Raw genomic sequence first — 20176 nt, 5'->3', positions numbered from 1 at the left:
GTGCCACCGTTGGCGCGGTGCGCGCGAACCCGTTGACAGTCTTGTGCTTCGGCCAGACTCTAGGGTGACAGGCCGGCCCGTCAGGGTGCATGGTCACAGCACTCGATCAAGTGACCGCTGGATGGAGTTCATCACCTTGTCCAGGTCGGCCGCGAATGCCGGATTGACCTGAGCCATCCCGGCGAACCACAGGCCGAAGGCCACATCCCGGGTGGCGATGAAATCGTCCAGGTGAGTCAGATCGGGCAGCTTGCGGCGTTCACCATAGCCGGTGAGAAGCGCGGCACGGATCGCGGTGTAGTCGGCCCGGCCACGATATTCCCACAGTGGTACCGCGATATCATAGAGCCAGTAACCGAATCCGCAGTCGTCGAAGTCGATCAGCCGCACCGCATCACCGTCGAACAGAGCATTTTCCAGATGCAGGTCGGCATGGATCAGGCCGAAGGCATCCGGCTTCGATCCAAGACCCCCCATGATGCTCCGCATCCGGCGCGCGACCTCATCGAATTGCGCGCGCACCGGCGCCGGCAGCAGGTCCCAGCACCCGGCTGCGGACACGCCGCCGTACTCCATGGTGTTGCCGAAGAAGGTCTCCCAGTCCCACCGCATGCGTACGAACCCGGAGGGCACAGCCCACGCCGAAGCGTGATCGTGTAAACGGGCGAGGACGCCACCCAAGCGCCGGAAGTGCACGGACCGTGGATTGGCCGCCTGGATTCGTCCGCGCTGCCAGCCGAGGACCGAGCAGACCAGACCATCGGCGACGGTGGTCCACTGTCCACTGCGGGTCCGGATCGGCGTCGGCACGCTCAGATCCGTGTCTGCCTGCAACGCGGCCAGCCAGGCCAGCTCCGATCCGACCGCGACCCGCGAATCGACTCCACGGCCGTGCCGGTTCGGCCGGTGCACGCGCAACAGGAATCGGGCATCGCGGGAGTCGACCCGAAACGTGGTGTTCTCGCCGTGCGCGATGAACGACAGGCGTGGCTCGTCGACCGGGTAGTCCGCAAGCGCCCGCACGGCCGTGCGGCGGATGCGCGTGACCTGTGCACGCTTGGACACCAGCTCGGGCATCCGCGCAGCGTATCGCCGCCCCCTCGGCCGCCGCCAGGTATTTGTCGACGGCCCGCCGCATCAGCGTTTCACGATGTGCTGCCAACGGCAGCGAAGCTACCGCTGTCAGATCAATGATCAGGCTACGTTGCTTGATTCCTTGTCCACCGCCGCCCGCTCGGCAGGCCAAGGGGGCGAGCGGTTTCGGATCCGCCCGCCCCGTCAGCTCCCGCTCGTGTGAATGGTTCAGAGCGACATCAGAAGTGGTACCAGAGTTGGTCTTCCCAGCTGCCGTCGGTCCGGCAGGTGTACTGGATGACGGTGTCCACCGAAGCCGAGCCGTTGCGTGAGGTCAGGCACTTGCCCGAGTTCTGGTTGATGAGCTGGTATCCCAGCGAGAATCCCCGCCGCGCCCAGTGCTGGTCAATCCAATGCCCGCAGCCGGAAAGGACGGCGCGTGCATCGTTGCTGGGACCCCGGACCACCACGCACAAGTTGGTACCGTCCATGCGGATCCGATAGATGTTGACGCCACCGGGGTCTTGGGCGCGCAGCTCGAAGACCCAGAAGGGGCCGCAGGTTCCGCCGGCGTCGACCACCGCGCCGGACGTGGCCAAGGCGTGGATACAGCGGGAGTCGATGTAGTTCGCTATGTAGACGCCAGCCGCCGCGGCCGGTGCCGCGGGCAGCACAGCCGACGCGCCGCCAGCGATGATCGCGGCGAAGACGGCGATGAACCGTGCCGCGAACCTCCGTCGAAGTGACATTGCCTCTCCTGTCCAGATTGAGGGTGTTGCGCCACTCAATACGATGGACTCCGCCGTCACCGATCCGTCATCAGTTGATCATCGCTGAGGTGCCGTCAGCTCGCGGTTCTGCTCGACGGGTTGGTTGACCGGCCGACCCGGCTGCCGCCGCCGCGGCGCGCCGACGGCCACTTCGCTGTAGTCGACGCCCACCACGGATTCGCGCCGGCATACACGAGGGCCACGTCGTCCAAGCCATGGCCGCTTTGCAGGTGCACGACCTCGGGACAACGATCCAGCACCTCACGCAACAGGCGGCGTTCAGTCTCGATCAGCGCGGTCCCGCTCGCGGCTTGCGCCAAGTGCTCCTCGTACTCGTCCACGTACTTCTGCGATGCCGCTTCCCAGACGATCCGGTTCGCGAGCGTTATGGGGTCCACATGGTCATGTTTGTGGGGCGAGCCTGGCTCGTCAAACGAATTGATCCAATACGCCTGTGCCGGCGCTCGCGGCGATCTGCTGCCGGCCCGTGCCGAATCAGAGTGCCTTTCGGATTCGCTTGTCGCGGCCGGATAGAGTGGGCGACCATGCCCGACTACAACCGCCAGCTGGCTGCGCTCGTCCGGCCGTTTCGGGCCTGGGGTCCGGTGCTGGTTCTGTCGGCGGTCGTGGTCGTCGCCGCGGCTGTCGTGGTCGCCGGGCTGCGCGCCACCCCCACCTCGCCGGCCCGCCCAATGCCCGTCTCCAGTGGGTCCTGGGCTCCGTTCGTGGGGGCTGAGCTGCCCGACGGCGGCCCTCTCGCCAAGCTGGTCACCGAGACGCTGCGCCGGTCCGGGTACTCGCCGGAAATCACTTATACGTCGTGGTCGCTGGCCGAGGGGCAGGTCTCCTCTGGAGCCACACTGGGTGTTTTTCCGTTGGTGGGCAGCGCTTCCCGGCGGGCGAATCTGCTTCTGTCCGACCGGCTGCTCGACTTCGAATACGTGCTGTTCTACAACCGCCGCAGCGGTGAACCGAGGGTGGAGTCCGCTGCCGATCTGAGCCGGCTGCGGGTGGGCGGCATCGCCGGGTACGACTACTGGCCGGCGCTCGAGTCCGCGGTCGGCGACTTCGTGGAGTTCGAAACCAGCCTGGACGGCTTCCGGGCACTCGCCGACGGCAGGGTTGACGTGCTCGCCGAAGGGCTGCTCTCCGGCCAAGCGGTGCTTAGCGGCCCGGCGTTCGCCGGAGACACCGGCGACTTCAGCCACATCAAGGGCGACAACCGCGCGGGCTCAGACCTCGTCCACTCGGTGGAGGGACTGTATTTCATGATGCCCAACACGCCCGCCGGCGCCACGGTGATGGAGCGGTTCAACCGGGAGCTGGGCAAGATGCGGCAGACCGGTGAGTATGAGCGGATCGTCGCGGAGCTCACCCCGGCCGCGACCCAGGGGGTGACGCTGACCCCGATCGGCGAAACAGGTCTGGTGGAACTGCTCGACGCCAACGGAAACCTGGTGCTGCTCGCGCCGCAGGGAACCCGCGCGCAGGTGCTCGCCTGGCCAAAGGAATTCACTGATTCCGGCACGGGCGCGGGGGAGCGGGTCCTGATCCAAGTGAAGGTCAGCAATGGCCCTGCCCGGGGCCGGGTCCTCTATGTGGACGCTCGTGCCGTACAGCTTGAGGATGTGCGATGACGGCCCTGCGCATCCTCGCCCCCGTGTCTGTGGATTATCATGCGGTACCAGGTGCGACCCTGCGGGATCCCAAGAGCTACGCGCAATTCTGGACCGAGCGGCAACCCGCGGTGGAGGCGTTGCTGGCACGCCTGAGCCCGGATCCGGGCGGGCCGCCGCCCGCCGTGACGCTGGAGCACACCCGGGTCACCAGTTCGCTGAACCTCTACCGGACGATCAGCGACCACGCGTCGGGGCGGCCGCTGCATGTGCTGACCGGCTCGCTTCGCCCACAGCATCTGCCGGACGAGTTCGCCGGGGCCACCGATCGGCTTCACCTGGGCGTGACCGAGATCGGCTTCAGCCTGTACGACCACGGTCTGATGCTGCTGGAGCTGCTGGTGCGGGTCGATCCGGAGGTCACCGCATCGGCCGAGGGCGTCGAGAACCGCCTCGACGAGTTGCAGGCCAGCGCGCTGGCCATGGGCGAACAGGTGGCGCGCGAGACCGTCCGGCGGTATCTGGACCCGCTGCTTGAGCTGTTCCGCCAGGCCGACCCCGACGAGCGGATCCTGGTCGCGGCCACGCCGGCGGGCGACCCGATGACGGCGGAGTTCGGCGAGACCCTCTGGGTCACCCGCAGCCTCGTGCTCGATCCGGCCGATCCGGGCGCCACCGCGGCGCTGCGGCACTGGGTCAAGGACACCGGATCCGGTGACAGCGCCGCCGACCCGGCCGAGCCGCTGCTGTCCGGGAAGGCCGATCGCCTGGTCCGCTGGCTGAATTACGCCTTCATGGACCCGGCCGGCGCCGGCGGGCAGGCGTTCCCCGGCGAGCGGTTCCGGGACAGCTGGGACGCCCTGCGCTTCGCGCAGGTGTTCTACGGCGCGCTCGACCGGATCGACTCCCGCCTGTCGAAGATCCTGGCCGACTCGGCGGCGTCGCGGTCGCGGTGGGAGCTGGGCAGGCTCAAGGAACAGCTGACCAGCCTGAGCCAGCGGGCCGAGCTGATCATCATGGAGCGCCGGGACCTGGCCAAGGTGCTCAAACGCCGGGTACGCCATGAGATGGACGAGATCCTGGACTACTGGGAGTTCGAGAAGCTGATCGAAGAGCCGGTGCGGTTCAAGATTGAGACGTGTGACCGCCGGCTGGCCGAGCTGGCCGGTCGGCGGGCCGCCCGGTCGGCGCTGTTCACCGACCTGATCCTGCTGGGCATCGGTGTCACCTCGATCCTGGGGACCGCGCTGGCGCTGACTCAGTTCGGGCGCACGGTCGCCAACGACCCCGCGATGACCATCTATGACCTGGGCCGCTCCTCCATGGTGGAGTGGGTCGCCGCGCAGCCCGCCGACGCGGTGCTGATCGGGTCCGGGGTCACCTCCGCGCTGATGGTGGTGCTGTACCTGTTCTTCCGCCGCGACAGACACTCATGAGGGCCGCACTGCGCAGCCGGACGATCCGGGTGTTCGCGGTGACCCAGGTCCTTCTCGAGGTCCAGTTCTGGTTTCCGGTTTACCTGATCTACCTGCTGGACCTTGGTTTCCCACTGACCACCGCGGTGCTCGCCGACGCGGTGTTCCGGCTCGTCGCGGTGGCCTGTGAGTTCCCCGTCGGGGTGCTCGCCGACCGGATCGGCCGCCGCCGCACCTACCTTGTCCTGGCCGGTGGCACCGTGCTGACCTTCGCGGCGATCACCCAGATCGACTCGCTGCGGATGCTTTTCGGCGCTTGGATTTTGTGGGGCGTGGTGTGGGCGCTGTCCTCCGGGGCGGCGAATACCTATCTGTACGAGCTCTGCCTCCAGGACGATCGAGAGATCAGCCCGGCCAAGGCGTTCGGCCTGATGCGGGTCATCGGCAACCTGGCAGTCCTGGCATCGCTGCTGGCGGCCGGTTACCTCTACGAGGCAGACCCGCGGCTGCCGTTCGCCATCACCGCCGCGCTCGCCGCCGTCGCGTTCCTTCTCGCGCTCACCCTGCCCGAGATCGTCGGGCCGCGCGCGTCCTCCACGCTCCGGTCGGTCGTGGCGGACCTGCGCGCTGCGGCCACCATCCGTGGCGTGCGTCGGGCGGTATGGCTGGGCGCCCTGCTGCTCCTGTTCGGGTGGAGCGCCCGGATCCTGTTTCAGCCGCTGGCCCTGGAACTGGACATGTCCACGCGGGCCACCGGATGGATGTACGCGGCGTTCGCCGCGGCTTCGGTGCTCGGCGGGCTCGCAGCCGGTTATGTCGGCGCGGCCCACCGCCGCACGGCCCTCGCCGCGGCGTTCCTGTTCGTCTTCGCCGCGCTGGTGGCCACAAGCCAGGCCGCCGCGCTCGGGCCCTTCCTTTTCTTGCCGGCGCTGGGGTTCGGGTACACCCTGGGCACCACCGTGCTGGACATCTTCACCAACGAGGTCGCACCGCAAGCGGTGCGTGCCACCGTCTTCGGCGTGATCGCGTGCCTCGGCGGGCTGGGCATCGCCGTGGCCCGCCCGGGGCTCGGTGTTCTCGCCGACGACCACTCCGTCCCGTTCGCGTTCGGTGCGTGGGCCGTCGCCGGGGTGTTACTGCTCGCCCTGGCTGCTCCAGGGATTCGCCGGATCAGCAGGCCTCCGTTGTGAGAACAGCCATCGTTCAGGCAAAGCACGGGTAGAACGGTGGCAGGTAGAGGCAAGCGTCATCAAGGTCGAGCTGGTCCAGAATGTATCGCCGGTCGCTGTGGCAGGTTTGCGCGTATTCTTGGTTGCTCAGCGCGAGGTGTGCTCGTTCAAGGCGGGCGAGGGTGCGTGCGATCTCGATTCTTGAGTCGATGCGTTGCCAGATGTCCAGCGCGCGGTGCAGCCACGTGACCGCGTCGGCCCATCGTCCCTCGGCGGCGGCCAGGTCGGCCGTGGAACGCTGGGTTTCGGCTAGCCCGTCGCCGTCACCGATGTGCTCGTGGGTCTGCCGGGCCCGGTCGAGCCGCTCGGCCGCCTCAGTGATCCGGCCCTGGCGCAGACACACGTCGGCGAGTGCCTGTTCGAGGTATGCCGCACGCAGGTCGTTGCCTACCTCGCGAGCGGTCCGCAGCGCCTCCGCCAGTGGCGCTTCGGCTTCGGCAGCGCGCCCTGCGTCGGTGAGCGCCATCCCGTAGTGGTACAGGTGAAGCGATGTCTGCAGCGCGTTGGTCGCCACGCGGTCGATGTCCAGCGCCTCCTGGAGCAATGGCAGCGCTCGTTCAGGACGTCCGGTGGTCATGCATACGAAGGCGAGGGCGTCGAGCGCGTCGCCGCGCAGCGAGCCTGCGACATCGGGGTTGCGGGCCCCGGTGACGGCCTGCTCCAACGCCTCGACGGCAGCGGCGAACCGGCACAACCGTACGGCGGCCATGCCGACATGGACCAGCGCGCGCACCTGCGCTGCCCGGTCGTCGAGCCGCCGTGCGACGGACAGCTCCTCGGTCGCGATGTCGGCGAGCTCGCCGAACCGGTCACGCCGCATGCCGGCGATGAATCTCGCGGCCAACAGTGGAGTCAGCAGCTGTGTGTGCCCGTGCCTGCGTACACACAAAATGGCTTGGTACAACACCCGATCCCAGTCGTCGTTATAGGAGCGCAGGCCGAGGAAGCCCGCGACTCGCAACGCCAGCGGGCCGGCGATGTGCGGCAGGTCCAGCCGGCAGGCGTGCTCGACGGCGAACACCAGGTTGCGCCGTTCGGACTCGAACCACTCGCGCGGCATGTCCCGAGCCAGTGGCGCAGCGTCCCCTGGCGGCGGAGCGGTTTCCAGATCAGGCGCGCGCACCATGTCGTGCGGGATCTGCTTGTCGGCCTCGGTGGCCAGGCCCAGCCATCCGGACAGCACCGTGGACTGCGTCTTGTCCTGCTCCTGTGGTGGGTCCTCGGCTTCGGCGCGTTCGGCGGCGAACGCGGCGACCAGGTCGTGCAGCCGGAATCGGCGCTGCCCCAGGAGGTCGCGGCCGACCGGTTCCACCAGGTGCACGTCGATGAGCTGATCGAGCAGGCGTGCGGTTGGTGCGGCCGGCGGGCGCTCGCCTCCGGCGCACACGTCGGCCACCCACTGCGGCCAGCTCGGGGCGTTGACCAGACCGAGGCGGCGAAACAATCTGCGTGGTCCGGGCGTGAGCATGCGATAGCTCAATCCGATGCTGACGCGCACATCGAGATCGCCGACCGATAGCTCGTCGAGCCGGTCACGTTCCTCAACGAGCCGGTCGCGAAACTCCTCCAGTGTCCAATCAGGACGTGCGGCAAGCCGGGCGGCAGCGATGGAGATCGCTAGCGGCAGCCGGCCACACGCGTGCACGATCTGCGCCGTAGCCTCGGGTGCGGCGGCGACCCGATCCCATCCGATGATCCGGGCGGCCAGCTCAACCGCGTCAGCCTCGCTCAGCACCGGAACCGTCCAGCGGGCGGCGCCCACCAGGGCGGTCAGCTCCCTGCGGGACGTCACGAGCACACCGCAGCGCGCTGCGCCAGGTATCAGCGGCCGTAACTGCTCCTCGTCGGCGGCGTCATCGAGAAGAACCAACATCTGGCTGCCGGCCATCATGCTGCGGTACATCGCGATTCGTTCGTCGTGGTCTTCCGGCACCGCGCTGCCGTCAACACCCAAGGCGTGCAGGAACCGGCCGAGGACGGTGTGTGCGTCGGCCGGCCGGTCATAGGTGCCACGCAGATCCGCATACAGTTGGCCGTCGGGGAACGCCTCGGCCAGTTCGTGCGCGCATCCGATCGCGACGGCGGTCTTGCCGACCCCACTCGGCCCCGTGAGGAGCGCGACGGTCGGCGCGGTGCCGTTGTGTCGCAGCAACACGTCGGACAAGCTCCCGATCAGCTTGCTACGACCGGTAAGCAGCGCGGGTGCCGGTGGAAGCTCTCGGGGGATTGGACGACTGGCGGGGAACCGTGTCGTGGTGGGCATCTGCCCGCGCAGGATGCGCTGTTGGAGATCGCGCAGCGATGGGCCCGGCTCCACACCGAGGTCATCCACCAGTCGCCGGTACGCACACTGGTAGACCTCCAGCGCGTCGGCCTGCCTGCCGGCGTGCACCAGGGCCACCAACTGGATCTCATAGAGCCGCTCCCGGTACGGATGATCGGGCAGCAGGCCGGCCATCTCGCGCAGCACGTCTTCGTGGCGGCCGAGCAGCAAGTCGACCTCCAGCTGCGCCTCGACTGCGGACAACCGTTCCTCGTGCAGCGGCTGCCGCACGCTGCCAACCAGCTCGTCGGGTATATCTGCCAATGCGGGCCCTCGCCAGAGCGATGCGGCATCCGACAGCAGTGCGGCGGCCTGCCGATGCGCGCCTTCCGCGGCGGCACGCCGCCCACGCTCGACCGACTGGCGAAACGTCAGCAGGTCGAGCCGGTGTGGGCCCAACAGCAACTCGTAGCCGGCCGGCCGGGTGACAATCAACTCGTGGCCGGCCAGCCGGCCGCGCAGTTTGCTGATCATGTTGTGCAGCTGGGCCTTCGCCGACGCAGGTGGATCCTGCCACAGCGCGTTGATCAGCCGATCCCGCGCGACCACCCGATCGGCGTTGAGCAGCAACATGGCCAGGATGAAACGCTCCCGCACGCTTCCCGCCAAGACAACTCGACTTCCGTCGCGGATCTCGACCGGCCCGAGGACCCCAAAGTCCACTTCCGCACCCCCAAGCAGAGTTGTGCTCGGTCCATGCAACACAACGGATACCAGCCTTGGGTACGTCATGAGTGCCCGCACGGCCCCGCCCAGCGCTGAACCGGACTCCAGTCTTCCGGCTCGGTCTTCAATTCTGTTTTGGTGGTCCCGCCCGAACTGCCTCGCTGTCGGAATTCCGGCTGTGCCGTTCAGCCCGGCAGCTGGCGGCTTCTGGGTAGTTCTGAACAGTCGTCCAACGGTACGGTTGGCTGCGACCGCCGGATCGCCAATGGCAGAATCGTTGGTGCAGCGTCAATCGTTTGCCGAGATCGTGTGGATCTGCTCATGGACATAAACGGCTTTGCCACGATGGCCGAAGATCAACTTTTCCGCCTTGAGCACAAGCATCGCGGAGCGGATCGTCGCGTAGCTCACGCCGTATTCGTCGTGCAGCTTGGTGACCGACGGCAGGCGATCGCCGGGTTTGAGCTGTCTGCTTTGGATCTGTTGCCGGATGTCGGCGGCGAGTTCTTCAAACTTGCTCAACAGGTCAGCCTTTCTCGTGCGGGGCAGACCCGATGCTAAATCGACTAGGTCTATTTGGCAAGGAGTGCATTGGAGCGCTTGGTGGACTGAACCTCGCCGGAGCCGACGCGGGCCGCATCCTGACGTGGATCCTCCAGCCACTGGTGCTCGTTGGCGGTGGGATCATCACCGCCAGACAGGTGTTCACCGTGGGCTACGTGCGTGCGGCGTTGCGCAAAAGTGAGGACGCACAGGCGCGCCACATCGACGTCGAGTCGCTGTGCCAGCATATGCGCGCAGATCGCGGTAGCCCCTTTCGTCGTGGACGCGACCTGGACGATGGTGTTTTTGCGCCACGGTCGGTTCGCCTCGCGATCGGCCAGGCCGTCCCACAGGTTGACCACGGGGCGGCCGCCCACGTAGACACTGCACGCCGCGCCGACCTCGCCGGGGTTTTCCCTGAAGTTCGCACGGAACACGTCGGCGACCTTTCCCCAGCCGTGCTCGACACCGCGCTCGCCATCGTCACCGTCACCGCTTCCGGAGGCGCTCGCGGAGGCGGTGCCGTGGCCGGTGAGGCCAACGAGCGCGCCAACACCCAGCGCGCCCCCTAACAGGGTCCGGCGCCCAACGTGTCCCGGTTCGGGTGTCCCGCTTGTCGTGTCTACCATGACGTGATCCTCTCTAGAGATCGGAAACTTTGGGGGAGTTGGGACATCTGGAGAACAGGCACGCTCGCTCGGGTGCCTCGGTGTTTCAGGCGATCTTCCGCCGGTAGGCCCTCATGGCCAACGCGTAGGCGACGATGAGGATGCCGGCACACCAGGCCAGCGCCGCCCAGATGTCGTTTCCGGCGGGCTGCTGCTCGAACAGCGCCCTGACGGTGTTGACGATGGCGGTGACCGGCTGGTTTTCGGCGAAGGCTTTCACCGGGCCGGGCATGGTGTCCGTGGGTACGAATGCCGAGCTGAGAAAGGGCAGGAAGATGAGCGGATAGGAGAAGGCGGTCGCACCGTCCGTTGTGGACGCCGCAAGTCCGGCGATCATCGCAACCCACGTCAAGGCGAGGGTGAACAGCGCCAGGATGCCAGCGACGGCAAGCCACGCCACCACTCCCGCCGAGGTGCGGAAGCCCATGAGGAGTCCGACCCCGATGATTATCACTACGGAGATGGCGTTGGACACCAGCGAGGTCAGCACGTGTCCCCATAGGACAGACGATCGTGCGATCGGCATGGAGTGGAACCGTTCGAAGATGCCGCTCTGCATGTCGTTGAACAGCCGGAAGCCGGTGTAGGAGACGCCGCTGGCGATGGCGATGAGCAGGATGCCGGGCATCAGGTAGTTGGTGTAGTTGCCGGTGCCGGTCTGGATGGCGCCGCCGAACACGTAGCGGAAAATAAGCATCAACGCGATCGGCGTGATCGTGACCGTGATGATGGTGTCCATGCTGCGGGTGACGTGCCGGATGGAACGCCCGAGCATCACGCCGGTATTGCCGACGACATGTGCGCTCATCGCCGTACCCCTTCTTTGTTTCCGATGATCGCCAGGAAGATCTCTTCCAGGGTGGGCTGGCGTTCGACCAGTTCGGCCTTTGCGGGCGGCAGGAGCCGGCGCAGTTCCGCCAGAGTGCCGGAAACGATGATCGTGCCCTGGTGCAGAATAGCGATGCGGTCGGCCAGCTTTTCGGCTTCCTCCAGGTATTGAGTGGTCAGCAGGACCGTCGTTCCGCTGTTGGCCAGGCTTTGGATCTCCTTCCACACCTCGATGCGAGCCTCCGGGTCGAGTCCGGTGGTGGGCTCGTCGAGGAAGATGATCGGCGGATTGCCGATGAGGCTCATGGCGATGTCGAGGCGGCGGCGCATGCCGCCGGAGTAGGTGCCCACTCGGCGCCCGGCCGCTTCGGCGAGGCCGAATCGTTGGAGCAGGTCGTCGGCGACCTGGCGGGGATTCTTCACCTGGCGCAGTTTCGCGACCATAATCAGGTTTTCCCGGCCGGTGAGGATCTCGTCGACCGCCGCGGACTGCCCGGTCAGGCTGAACGATTCCCGGACCTGCTCCGGTTTGGACACGACGTCGTGTCCGGCGACGGTTGCCTTGCCGCCATCCGGCTTGAGCAGAGTGGTAAGGATCTTCACGACCGTGGTTTTGCCGGCTCCGTTGGAGCCAAGCAGCGCGAAGATGCTTCCCTTGGCCACGGCGAAGTCCACGCCTTTGAGGACCTGCATTTTGCCGTAGGACTTGTGCAACCCACTGACGTGGATGGCGAGGGGTGGCGTTTGCATGGTGTGGTGTCTCCCTATTCGACAATCACGTTGGGCGGCGCGACGTCGAAGCTCTTGAGCGCGGCGTAGGTCAGTTTGTCCATGCGCGCTCCATCGAAGTTCACGGTGCGGAGGGCTTTGTAGTACTTATTGCTCCAGCCGCCGCGGAAGGAACAGTCGCGCAAAATCGCACCCCGCATCGAGACGCCTTCGAGTCCTGCGCGGTCGAATTTCACGCCGGTGAAGGCCGCACCGTCGAAGGTGAGACCGCGCAGATCGGAGTAGGTGAAGTCCACCCCGGTGAAGGTGCAGCGCTCGAAACTGGTGTGCCGCAGATCGGTCTTGCGGAACGCGACGTCGGTGAGCACAGCGTCGGCGAACCGGACCTTGTCGAGTCCGGACATGCTGAAGTCGGTGCGCACCAGACGCGTCCTGCGGAAGGTGGAACCCGCCAACTCGGCCGTCGTCATGACGGCATCGGTCAGGTTGGCGCCGTCGAAGTTCGCCTCCCCAAGATCGCTGCTCTTGAACCTGCCGCCGGTGAGGTCGGCGTTCGAGAAATCGGCGCCACGCAGCGCGCTTGTCCCGAACTTTGCGCCGCGCGCGGTGACGCCCGCGAAGTCGCTTCCTTTCAGATCGCTGGAGTCGAACCTCGTCACCACCTGGCGCTCCAACGCCCGGGAGAGATTCGACATTTCCTGCACCGTCTCCTCGATGTCGCCGATGCTGTCGATGGTCTGCTCGAACGCCGTCGCGTCGTCCTTGCCCTCAGCGCGCAGCTCGCGGTAGCGCTCCTGCAAGTCGGCCAGCAGGTCCGCTTTCAGCTCGGTGATGCTCTTCGTGCCCTCGTAGGGTGCGAAGAGGCCGTCCATGTACTCATTTAGCCTGTCGTTCACCGTTGTTTGTCTCCTCACAGCAATGTGTCGAGCACACGCTTGGCGTACTCCCAGTTGCTCTTGTTGCGTGCGTAAGTCGCTCTGCCCTTTTCCGTGATCCGGAAGTACTTGCGCCGCCCGCCCTGCGATTCGTCGCCCCAGTACCACGTGATGTCGCCATCGGCCTCCAGGCGCCGGACGCTGGAGTACATCGTGGCTTCCTTGAGCTCGTACTCGCCCTGCGAGCGCTCGGCGATCAACTTGACGATCTCGTAGCCATAGCGGTCCGATTCCGCCAGCAACCGCAAGATCATCGTGTCGGTATTGCCGCGCAGCAAATCCGATGTGACCTTGCTCGTGCTCATACCACCACCTCCGTTGACCAAGGTAGGTCGAAGTACTATGACTGTCAAGGTAGTACGCGTCACACAGTACATGGAATGAGGTGGTAATCGCTGAACGGAATCACGGCAGCCACGATCGCCCGCCGTCCTGACACGCGACGGTCACCGTGCTGACGAGGGCCCCGGCACCATGTCACCTCGGGCAAAACGGCAGTTCACCGGGCGGAGGGGGTTGAGCCGCGCGACGATCGTCTCCACGAGGGCCCACGGGACGGGCGGCTAGACTTCAGGTTAGGTAGTTCAACCGTGCTCTGCTGTAGCGGGCGCGGCCTCGGGAGGTTGTTGCAGCACCCTCTCGGGCTTCCGTCCAAAGTGGACGGCACCTACTCCGAAAAAATGCGCATTTTGGCCCCGGGCCCGTCCATCTCAAAGGTCACCTCGTCGAGGTGCTCCACGAACTCTTCGAGCTGTTCGGGCTTGAGCTGCGTCAGGTCGAACGGCACACCCGACTTGGCCAGTTGGGCGTTTGCCTGGTCCAGTGCCCGCGGCGGGATCAGGGCCGCCAGCCGGACGCCGGCGCGCAGCAGCTGCAGCGGCACCCGCACGTTGAGCCGGGTCGGCTCGTCGTCCTCCATGGCGTCCATCACCAGTCGTAGGTATCTCGCCTTGCCCTTCGGGCGGGCGTCCGGACTCGACGCCGTCGGCTGTTGCCGCTCGAGCGCGGTGATGAGCCGCTCCGCCTCCTCTGCGGTGATCTTGCCCTCGGCCAGCATGTCGAGGATGTCCCTGCGCTGTTCATTCATCGGAATCTTCCTATCTGATGGAGATGAGCACAGCCGTGCTGCCCTGCTCGACGTCGAACCGGGCACCGGGCAACGCGGAGACGAATCGCCAGCCGGCGCCGAGTGCACCCAGCGCACTGATGTGGAAGATGCGGCAGGCCACGGTCGCCGCCAGGACGGCCGGCACCAGAATCGGTGACAGCACCAGCACCACGGGGAGCACCGGCACCCAGACCCGGATGCGACGACCACCCGAGCGTTTGATCCGCACGGTCAACAACTGCGGCATCACGTGCGACCCTCCAATTCGGACGCTGCCTGCTGTGCGGTGATCTCGCCGCGGCGCAACCGATCGATGATGTCGGCCGACGACGGCGCCGGATCGGTCTCGACGAAGTCGAGCATCTGCGCGAGCCGGTTCAGCCGAGATTTGATCGTCGGATAGCTCACCCCGAAGATCCGCTCCATCTCCTTGATGGAACCGTGACATCGCACGAACGCCGTAACGAAGACCTGGTCCTCGACGCTGAGCTGAGCCAGCTGCGGTAGCTCGAACCCGCCCTCGATCGCGATGCCGCTGCCTGTCAGGCGCACCCGCTCGACGACGAACGGCTGGCCCCGGGTCAGGTTCGTGAGTTCTTGCCAGCCCATCGTCTGATCTTTCATTCTTAAGTTGTACCCGGCACAACTTTAACTTTCAAGAGGCTGATCTTAATTTTTTTAATTAGTTGGTTACGGGAGGGCGAGGAAGCGGTAGCCCATGCCGGGCTCGGTGAGCAACTGCCGGGGGTGTGCCGGGTCGGGTTCGAGTTTGCGGCGTAGCTGGGCCATGTACTGGCGCAGGTAGTTCGTTTCCGACTCGTACTTCGGGCCCCACACCTGCTGCAGCAGTTGACGCTGCCCGATCAGCTTGCCTGGATTGCGTACCAGAAGGGAAAGCAGCTGCCATTCCGTGGGGGTCAGCCGGACATCCTGCCCGCCCGGCCCGTCGCTGGTGACTCGGTGGTTGGTGACGTCGACGGTGTGCGTGCCGATGCGCACCACGACTGGAGCGTCGTGATGTGTGGTGTGACGGCGGGTGGCGGCGCGCATGCGGGCCAGCAGTTCGTCGATGCCGAAGGGTTTGGTCACGTAGTCGTCGGCGCCGGAGTCCAGCGCGGTGACCTTGTCGCCGCTGCCTGCCCGGCCGGACAGCACGATGATGGGTGTGTCGCTCCAGCCACGAACCTGGCGGATGACATCGACGCCATCCATGTCGGGCAGGCCGAGATCGAGGACGATGAGGTCCGGGTGGTAGGTGGCAGCGGTTTTCAGCGCGGTCGCACCCTTGGCGGCCACTTCGACGTCGTATCCGCGGGCGCGCAGGTTGATCCGCAGCGCCCGCAGCAGCTGCGGCTCGTCGTCGACGACCAGCACTTTGATCACGTCGCGTTCCCTTCCGCCTGCCGCAATGACAGCACCATCGTGAGCCCGCCGCCGGGGGTCTGCTGCGGGGTGAGTGTGCCGCCCATGGCCTCGGCCAGCCCGCGCGAAAGGGCCAGGCCGAGGCCGACGCCGGTGGTGTTGTCGCGGTCTCCCAGCCGCTGGAACGGCAGGAAGACCTGGTCCCATTGCTGTTCGGGGATTCCGGGTCCGTGGTCGACGACGCGCAGTTCGACCCGGCCGCCGTGTTCGCTCGCGGCGATCAGGGGCGGTTGGCCGGTTGGGCTGTGGCGGATGGCGTTGCCGATCACGTTGACCAGCACCCGTTCCAGCAGTCCGGGGTCGGCGTTGACCGCGGGAAGGTTCTCCGGTATGTGCAGCCGCACGCCTCGCGCCGCCTCGCCGATTTCGTCGAGGGCAGGCGGGACGACCTCTTCCAACCCTATGGGCCGCAACGACACACCCAAGGCACCGGCCTGGAGTCGGCTCATGTCCAGCAGATTGGCCACCAGCCGGCCCAGCCGGTCGAGCGATTCTTCGGCGGTGGCAAGAAGCTCGGCGCGGTCTTCGTCAGTGAACCGAACCTCGGTGCTGCGCAGGCTTCCCACCGCGGCCTTGGCCGAGGCCAGTGGGGTGCGCAGGTCGTGGCTGACGGCGGCCAGCAGGGCGGTGCGCATCCGGTCGGCCTCGGCCAGCGGTTTGGCGGTGGCGGCCTGCTCGGCCAGCCGCTCCTGGCGCAACGCGATCGCAGCCTGGGCGGCGAAGGCTTCCAGCAGCCGGCGGTCTGCGGCCTGTAACGGGTGTCCTTTGACTATCAGGGCCAGTTCGTCGCCGACCGGAACGTCGGCGTCGCCTTGGCCGGGCGCGAGCGCGGGCGGTTCACCCACGTATTCGGCGATCTGCCAGCAGGTGGGATCCTGTCGCCGGTCCGGGCTGCGCGGGGCGCCGGGCGCCATCTCCAGCAGGGTCACCGACTGCAACCCGAACGTTTCGCGCAGGCGGTGCAGCAGGGCGGTCAGCGGACGCTGGCCGCGCAGGATTCCGCCGGCGACGGTGGCCAGCGTTTGAGCCTCGGCTCCTGCGTTTGCGGCCTCGCGGGTGCGCCGGGCAGCCAGATCGACCACCGCGGACACGACGATGCCCACGGCGACAAACACCAGCAAGGCGAGCAGGTCTTCGGTCTCGGCGATCGTCCAGGTGTGCAGCGGCGGGGTGAAGAAGTAGTTCAGCAGCAGAAAACCGCCGACGGCGGCGACGACCGCGGGCCACAGACCACCGACGACCGCGATCACGACCACCGCGAGCAGGAAGACCAGCACGTCGCTGATCAGATTGAGCCCGCCGAACGCGCGCAGCAGCAGCGTCAACGACGGCAGGCCGACCAGGGCCAGGCCGAAACCGGCCAGCCGCCGCCGCGGCGACAGCGCGCTGGTCGTGTCGGACCACTGCCTCCGGCCCTTGCTGACCTCCTCGTGGGTCACCAGGTGCACGTCGATCGGGCCGGACTCGGCGGTCGTGGTGACCCCGACCCCGCGGGAGATAATCTGCGCGAACCGGCCCCGCCGCGACGCACCCAGCACCAGCTGGGTGGCGTTGACGCTGCGGGCGAAATCCAACAGCGCCTTGGGAATGTCCGAGCCGACGACCTCGTGGTACGTGCCGCCTATGCTTTCCACCAGCATCCGCTGCTTGGCCAACAGCGCCGGATCCGCCCCGGCCAGCCCGTCGCTGCGGGTCACGTGCACGGCCAAGAGGTCGGCGCCGCGTGCCCGGTCGGCGATCCGCGCGGCACGGCGGATCAGCGTGTCGCCCTCCGGCCCACCGGTGAGCGCCACGACGACCCGTTCCCGCGCCTCCCAGGTCTGATCGATGCCTTGCTCGGTGCGGTACCGGTCGAGCTGCTCGTCGACCTTGTCGGCCAGCCACAGCAATGCCAATTCCCGTAGGGCGGTGAGGTTGCCGATCCGGAAGTAGTTGCCGAGTGCGGCGTCGATCTTCTCTGGCTTATAGATATTTCCGTGTACCATGCGCCGGCGCAGCGCTTCCGCCGTCATGTCGACCAGCTCGACCTGTTCGGCCCGGCGCACGATCTCGTCTGGCACGGTTTCCCGTTGCGGCACACCGGTGATGGTCGCCACCACGTCGTTGAGCGACTCCAGATGCTGAATGTTCAAAGTGGACAGCACGGTGATCCCGGCGGCCAGCAGCTCCTCGATGTCCTGCCACCGCTTGGCATTGCGCGACCCCGGCACGTTGGTGTGTGCGAGTTCGTCGACGAGTGCCACCTGCGGGTGGCGGGCGATGACGGCGTCGGTGTCCATCTCGGTGAAGGTGGCCCCGCGATATTCGAGGGTCTTTCTGGGCACCACCTCCAGGTCGCCGATCAACGCTTGGGTGTGCTCGCGGCCGTGGGTTTCGACGAACCCGACCACGACATCGGTGCCCCGGCCGGCCCGCCGGTGGGCCTCTTCGAGCATGGCGTAGGTCTTGCCAACACCAGGGGCGGCCCCGAGATAGATGCGCAGCTGACCGCGTGCCATGGATCTATCCTGGCAGGCGGTCGAGCGCGAGGTTGAGTCGCAGCACGTTGACGCCGGGCTCGCCCATGAACCCCAGCACCCGTCCGGTGGTGTGCTCGTCGATGAGCTGCTGCACCCGCGGCAGGGGCAGGCCGCGCTCACGTGCGACTCGCGGCGCCTGCAGCCGGGCGTAGGCGACGCTGATGTGCGGGTCCAGGCCGCTGGCGCTGGCGGCCACCGCGTCCGGTGGCACGGCCGGATGGGCGGGCGCGCCACCGCGGATCGGCACGAGCACGCCCCTGCTGTAGTCCTCGCCCGGCTGTGCGCACTCCACGGGTACACCCTCATAGGCGGCGACAAACGGTTTGGCCGGGCACCCTTGATTGACGCTGACCACTCGGGTCACAGCACCGGTCAGCCCTTCGGTATGGAAGACCCGCAACACCGCGCCCACGCCATCGTCGGTGCAGAACGGGCGCCGCCCGTCCACGTTCTCCAGCTGCCCGACCGCTTTGCTGCGCGCACAGACCTGGGTCAGCAGTGACTGCCTGCCGTCCGGGCCGAGGGTGTCTTCGACGGACTCCGGGCCGAGATTGCTCGCGGCGGTCGAGTCCGTGTTGTATCCGTCGCCGGCCGCCGATGGGCGGGACTGGAAATATCGGGCGACGGGATTGCCGTCGGCGTCGGTGAACAGCTGCCCGATCAGCGCGCTGCCCACCGGTTTGCCGTCGGCTTGGACGATCGAGCCGTCGGCGTGGTCGCGCAGCCCGGGGAGCTGGGCGACTCCCAGAATCGCCAACGGGTACGCCAGTCCGGTCAGCACGGTGAACACCAGCAGCGCGCGCACGGCGGCCGTGTGCTGGGCGATCCAACTTGGCAGACGCATCACGAGATCCCCGGAATGAGCGACACGACGAGGTCGATGAGTTTGATGCCGATGAACGGCACGACGATCCCACCCAAGCCGTAGATCAACAGGTTGCGGCTCAACAGTTTGCTGGCGCTGCTCGGCTTGTACCGCACGCCGCGCAGCGACAGCGGGATCAGCGCGATGATGATCAGCGCGTTGAAGACGACCGCCGACGCAATGGCGGACGTGGGGGAGTCCAGCCGCATGACATTCATCGCCTCCAGCGACGGGTACACGCCCACGAACATGGCCGGGATGATCGCGAAATACTTGGCGACATCGTTGGCGATGCTGAATGTCGTCAACGCACCACGCGTGATGAGCAGCTGCTTGCCGATTTCGACGATCTCGATCAGCTTGGTCGGATCGGAGTCGAGATCGACCATGTTGCCCGCCTCCTTGGCCGCCGACGTGCCGGTGTTCATCGCGACGCCGACGTCGGCCTGTGCCAGGGCCGGGGCGTCGTTGGTGCCGTCGCCGGTCATCGCGACCAGACGCCCGCCCTCCTGCTCCCGCTTGATGAGCGCGAGTTTGTCCTCCGGTGTGGCCTCGGCGAGGAAGTCGTCGACTCCGGCCTCGTCGGCGATCGCCTTGGCGGTCAACGGGTTGTCACCTGTGATCATGATGGTGCGGATGCCCATGCGGCGCATCTGGTCGAAGCGTTCCCGCATGCCCGCCTTGACCACGTCCTTGAGCCGGATGACCCCCAGCGCGCGGGCCGGCTGCCCTTGGCGCAGTTCGGCCACGACCAAGGGTGTTCCACCCGTGGAGCTGATGCCGTCGACGATGTGCCCGACGTCGCCGGTGGGGTGGCCGCCGTTGTCGCGGACCCACTTCATCACGGCCGCCGCGGCGCCCTTGCGGATCTGCCGTCCGGGCATGTCCACACCCGACATTCGGGTTTGCGCGGTGAACGGCACGAAATGCAGATCGTGTGCGTCCCGCTCCCTTAAGCCATAATCTGTTTTAGCCAGTACCACGATCGAGCGGCCCTCCGGGGTTTCGTCGGCCAAAGAGGACAGTTGCGCCGCGTCGGCCACGTCAGCGGCCGAAATCCCTTGCACGGGAAGGAACTCCGACGCTTGCCGGTTGCCCAGGGTGATGGTGCCGGTCTTGTCCAGCAGCAGCGTGTTCACGTCCCCGGCTGCCTCGACCGCCCGGCCCGACATCGCCAAGACGTTGCGCTGCACCAGCCGGTCCATGCCGGCGATGCCGATCGCCGACAGCAGCGCACCGATCGTGGTCGGGATCAGCGCCACGAGAAGCGACACGAGCACGATCCCGGAGAGCCCGTCGCCCGTGAGCGCGATCGTGTCGGGCGCGGCGGCCTGCCAACTCTTGGCGTAGATGGCCATCGGCTGCAGCGTCACGACGGCCAGCAGGAAGATGATGGTCAGGCTGGCCAGCAGGATGTTCAGCGCGATCTCGTTCGGCGTCTTCTGCCGGTTCGCCCCCTCCACAAG

General features: G+C 66.9%; 20 protein-coding genes. 3 read left to right on the top strand and 17 right to left on the bottom strand.

What is annotated here, in order from left to right; genetic code table 11:
• Positions 1-93: 93 nt before the first annotated feature.
• The 3 genes from DM816_RS22465 to DM816_RS22455 all read right to left on the bottom strand — a co-directional run bounded on the left by DM816_RS22465 (position 94) and on the right by DM816_RS22455 (position 2242).
• Positions 94-1077: a phosphotransferase enzyme family protein gene (locus DM816_RS22465; RefSeq protein ID WP_117212315.1), complete on the bottom strand. Its 984-nt coding sequence runs from the start codon at positions 1075-1077 to the stop codon at positions 94-96.
• 236 nt (positions 1078-1313) lie between these two features.
• The gene (locus tag DM816_RS22460) at positions 1314-1823 is read right to left on the bottom strand and encodes an RICIN domain-containing protein (RefSeq protein ID WP_117212314.1); all 510 of its coding nucleotides are present in this window, start codon (positions 1821-1823) and stop codon (positions 1314-1316) included.
• A gap of 95 nt (positions 1824-1918) precedes the next feature.
• Positions 1919-2242: a hypothetical protein gene (locus tag DM816_RS22455; protein WP_117212313.1), complete on the bottom strand. Its 324-nt coding sequence runs from the start codon at positions 2240-2242 to the stop codon at positions 1919-1921.
• A 147-nt stretch (positions 2243-2389) separates the two neighbouring features.
• Here DM816_RS22455 and DM816_RS22450 point away from each other — a divergent pair, with 147 nt between their 5' ends.
• From DM816_RS22450 to DM816_RS22440, 3 genes are read left to right on the top strand one after another with little or no spacing between them, the layout of a single operon-like run.
• Positions 2390-3481, top strand: coding sequence for a substrate-binding periplasmic protein (locus DM816_RS22450; RefSeq protein ID WP_117212312.1), 1092 nt, complete (start codon positions 2390-2392; stop codon positions 3479-3481).
• Positions 3478-4896 carry a hypothetical protein gene (locus tag DM816_RS22445; RefSeq protein WP_117212311.1) on the top strand — a complete coding sequence of 473 codons (1419 nt, stop codon included), beginning with the start codon at positions 3478-3480 and terminating at the stop codon, positions 4894-4896. Before DM816_RS22450 ends, DM816_RS22445 begins: the two co-directional genes overlap by 4 nt.
• Positions 4893-6065 (top strand): MFS transporter, encoded by a 1173-nt coding sequence (locus DM816_RS22440; RefSeq protein ID WP_117212310.1) that lies wholly within the window; start codon positions 4893-4895, stop codon positions 6063-6065. Before DM816_RS22445 ends, DM816_RS22440 begins: the two co-directional genes overlap by 4 nt.
• A 13-nt stretch (positions 6066-6078) precedes the next feature.
• Here DM816_RS22440 and DM816_RS22435 read toward each other — a convergent pair whose 3' ends face one another.
• From DM816_RS22435 to kdpB, 14 genes are all read right to left on the bottom strand, one after another.
• Positions 6079-9090, bottom strand: a complete 3012-nt coding sequence (locus DM816_RS22435) for an AfsR/SARP family transcriptional regulator (RefSeq protein WP_162907717.1) — start codon at positions 9088-9090, stop codon at positions 6079-6081.
• Between the two features lie 291 nt (positions 9091-9381).
• Positions 9382-9615 (bottom strand): winged helix-turn-helix domain-containing protein, encoded by a 234-nt coding sequence (locus tag DM816_RS22430; RefSeq protein ID WP_117212308.1) that lies wholly within the window; start codon positions 9613-9615, stop codon positions 9382-9384.
• A gap of 50 nt (positions 9616-9665) precedes the next feature.
• Positions 9666-10073, bottom strand: a complete 408-nt coding sequence (locus DM816_RS22425) for a serine hydrolase domain-containing protein (RefSeq protein ID WP_211588810.1) — start codon at positions 10071-10073, stop codon at positions 9666-9668.
• Positions 10074-10350: 277 nt separating this feature from the next.
• Positions 10351-11112, bottom strand: a complete 762-nt coding sequence (locus DM816_RS22420; protein WP_117212306.1) for an ABC transporter permease — start codon at positions 11110-11112, stop codon at positions 10351-10353.
• A complete protein-coding gene (locus tag DM816_RS22415) occupies positions 11109-11882 on the bottom strand; it encodes an ABC transporter ATP-binding protein (RefSeq protein WP_117212305.1) in 774 nt (257 codons plus the stop codon). Before DM816_RS22415 ends, DM816_RS22420 begins: the two co-directional genes overlap by 4 nt.
• A 14-nt stretch (positions 11883-11896) precedes the next feature.
• Positions 11897-12757 carry a pentapeptide repeat-containing protein gene (locus tag DM816_RS22410; protein WP_117212304.1) on the bottom strand — a complete coding sequence of 287 codons (861 nt, stop codon included), beginning with the start codon at positions 12755-12757 and terminating at the stop codon, positions 11897-11899.
• A gap of 14 nt (positions 12758-12771) precedes the next feature.
• Positions 12772-13101 (bottom strand): PadR family transcriptional regulator, encoded by a 330-nt coding sequence (locus tag DM816_RS22405; RefSeq protein ID WP_117212303.1) that lies wholly within the window; start codon positions 13099-13101, stop codon positions 12772-12774.
• A gap of 362 nt (positions 13102-13463) precedes the next feature.
• Positions 13464-13883, bottom strand: a complete 420-nt coding sequence (locus tag DM816_RS22400; RefSeq protein WP_117212302.1) for an SHOCT-like domain-containing protein — start codon at positions 13881-13883, stop codon at positions 13464-13466.
• 10 nt (positions 13884-13893) lie between these two features.
• Complete coding sequence (locus DM816_RS22395; RefSeq protein ID WP_117212301.1) at positions 13894-14151, bottom strand: hypothetical protein; 258 nt, start codon at positions 14149-14151, stop codon at positions 13894-13896.
• On the bottom strand, positions 14151-14528 hold the full coding sequence (locus DM816_RS22390; RefSeq protein WP_246002125.1) for a DUF2089 domain-containing protein: 378 nt from the start codon (positions 14526-14528) through the stop codon (positions 14151-14153). The genes DM816_RS22395 and DM816_RS22390 overlap by 1 nt, the downstream gene beginning before the upstream one ends.
• Positions 14529-14594: 66 nt before the next feature.
• Entirely contained in the window at positions 14595-15287 is a 693-nt protein-coding gene (locus tag DM816_RS22385; protein ID WP_117212300.1) for a response regulator, read from the bottom strand.
• Positions 15284-17824: a DUF4118 domain-containing protein gene (locus tag DM816_RS22380; protein WP_117212299.1), complete on the bottom strand. Its 2541-nt coding sequence runs from the start codon at positions 17822-17824 to the stop codon at positions 15284-15286. Before DM816_RS22380 ends, DM816_RS22385 begins: the two co-directional genes overlap by 4 nt.
• 4 nt (positions 17825-17828) lie before the next feature.
• Positions 17829-18689, bottom strand: a complete 861-nt coding sequence (locus DM816_RS22375; RefSeq protein ID WP_117212298.1) for a potassium-transporting ATPase subunit C — start codon at positions 18687-18689, stop codon at positions 17829-17831.
• Positions 18689-20176: potassium-transporting ATPase subunit KdpB (kdpB, locus tag DM816_RS22370; RefSeq protein WP_117212297.1), on the bottom strand; the 1488-nt coding region annotated here is incomplete at its 5' end. The genes kdpB and DM816_RS22375, both read right to left, overlap by 1 nt.

This window comes from Allorhizocola rhizosphaerae, from assembly GCF_003426775.1.
GTDB lineage: Bacteria > Actinomycetota > Actinomycetes > Mycobacteriales > Micromonosporaceae > Allorhizocola > Allorhizocola rhizosphaerae.
The sequence above is the reverse complement of the archived record's forward strand: the minus strand, read 5'-3'. Positions and strand labels throughout refer to the sequence as shown.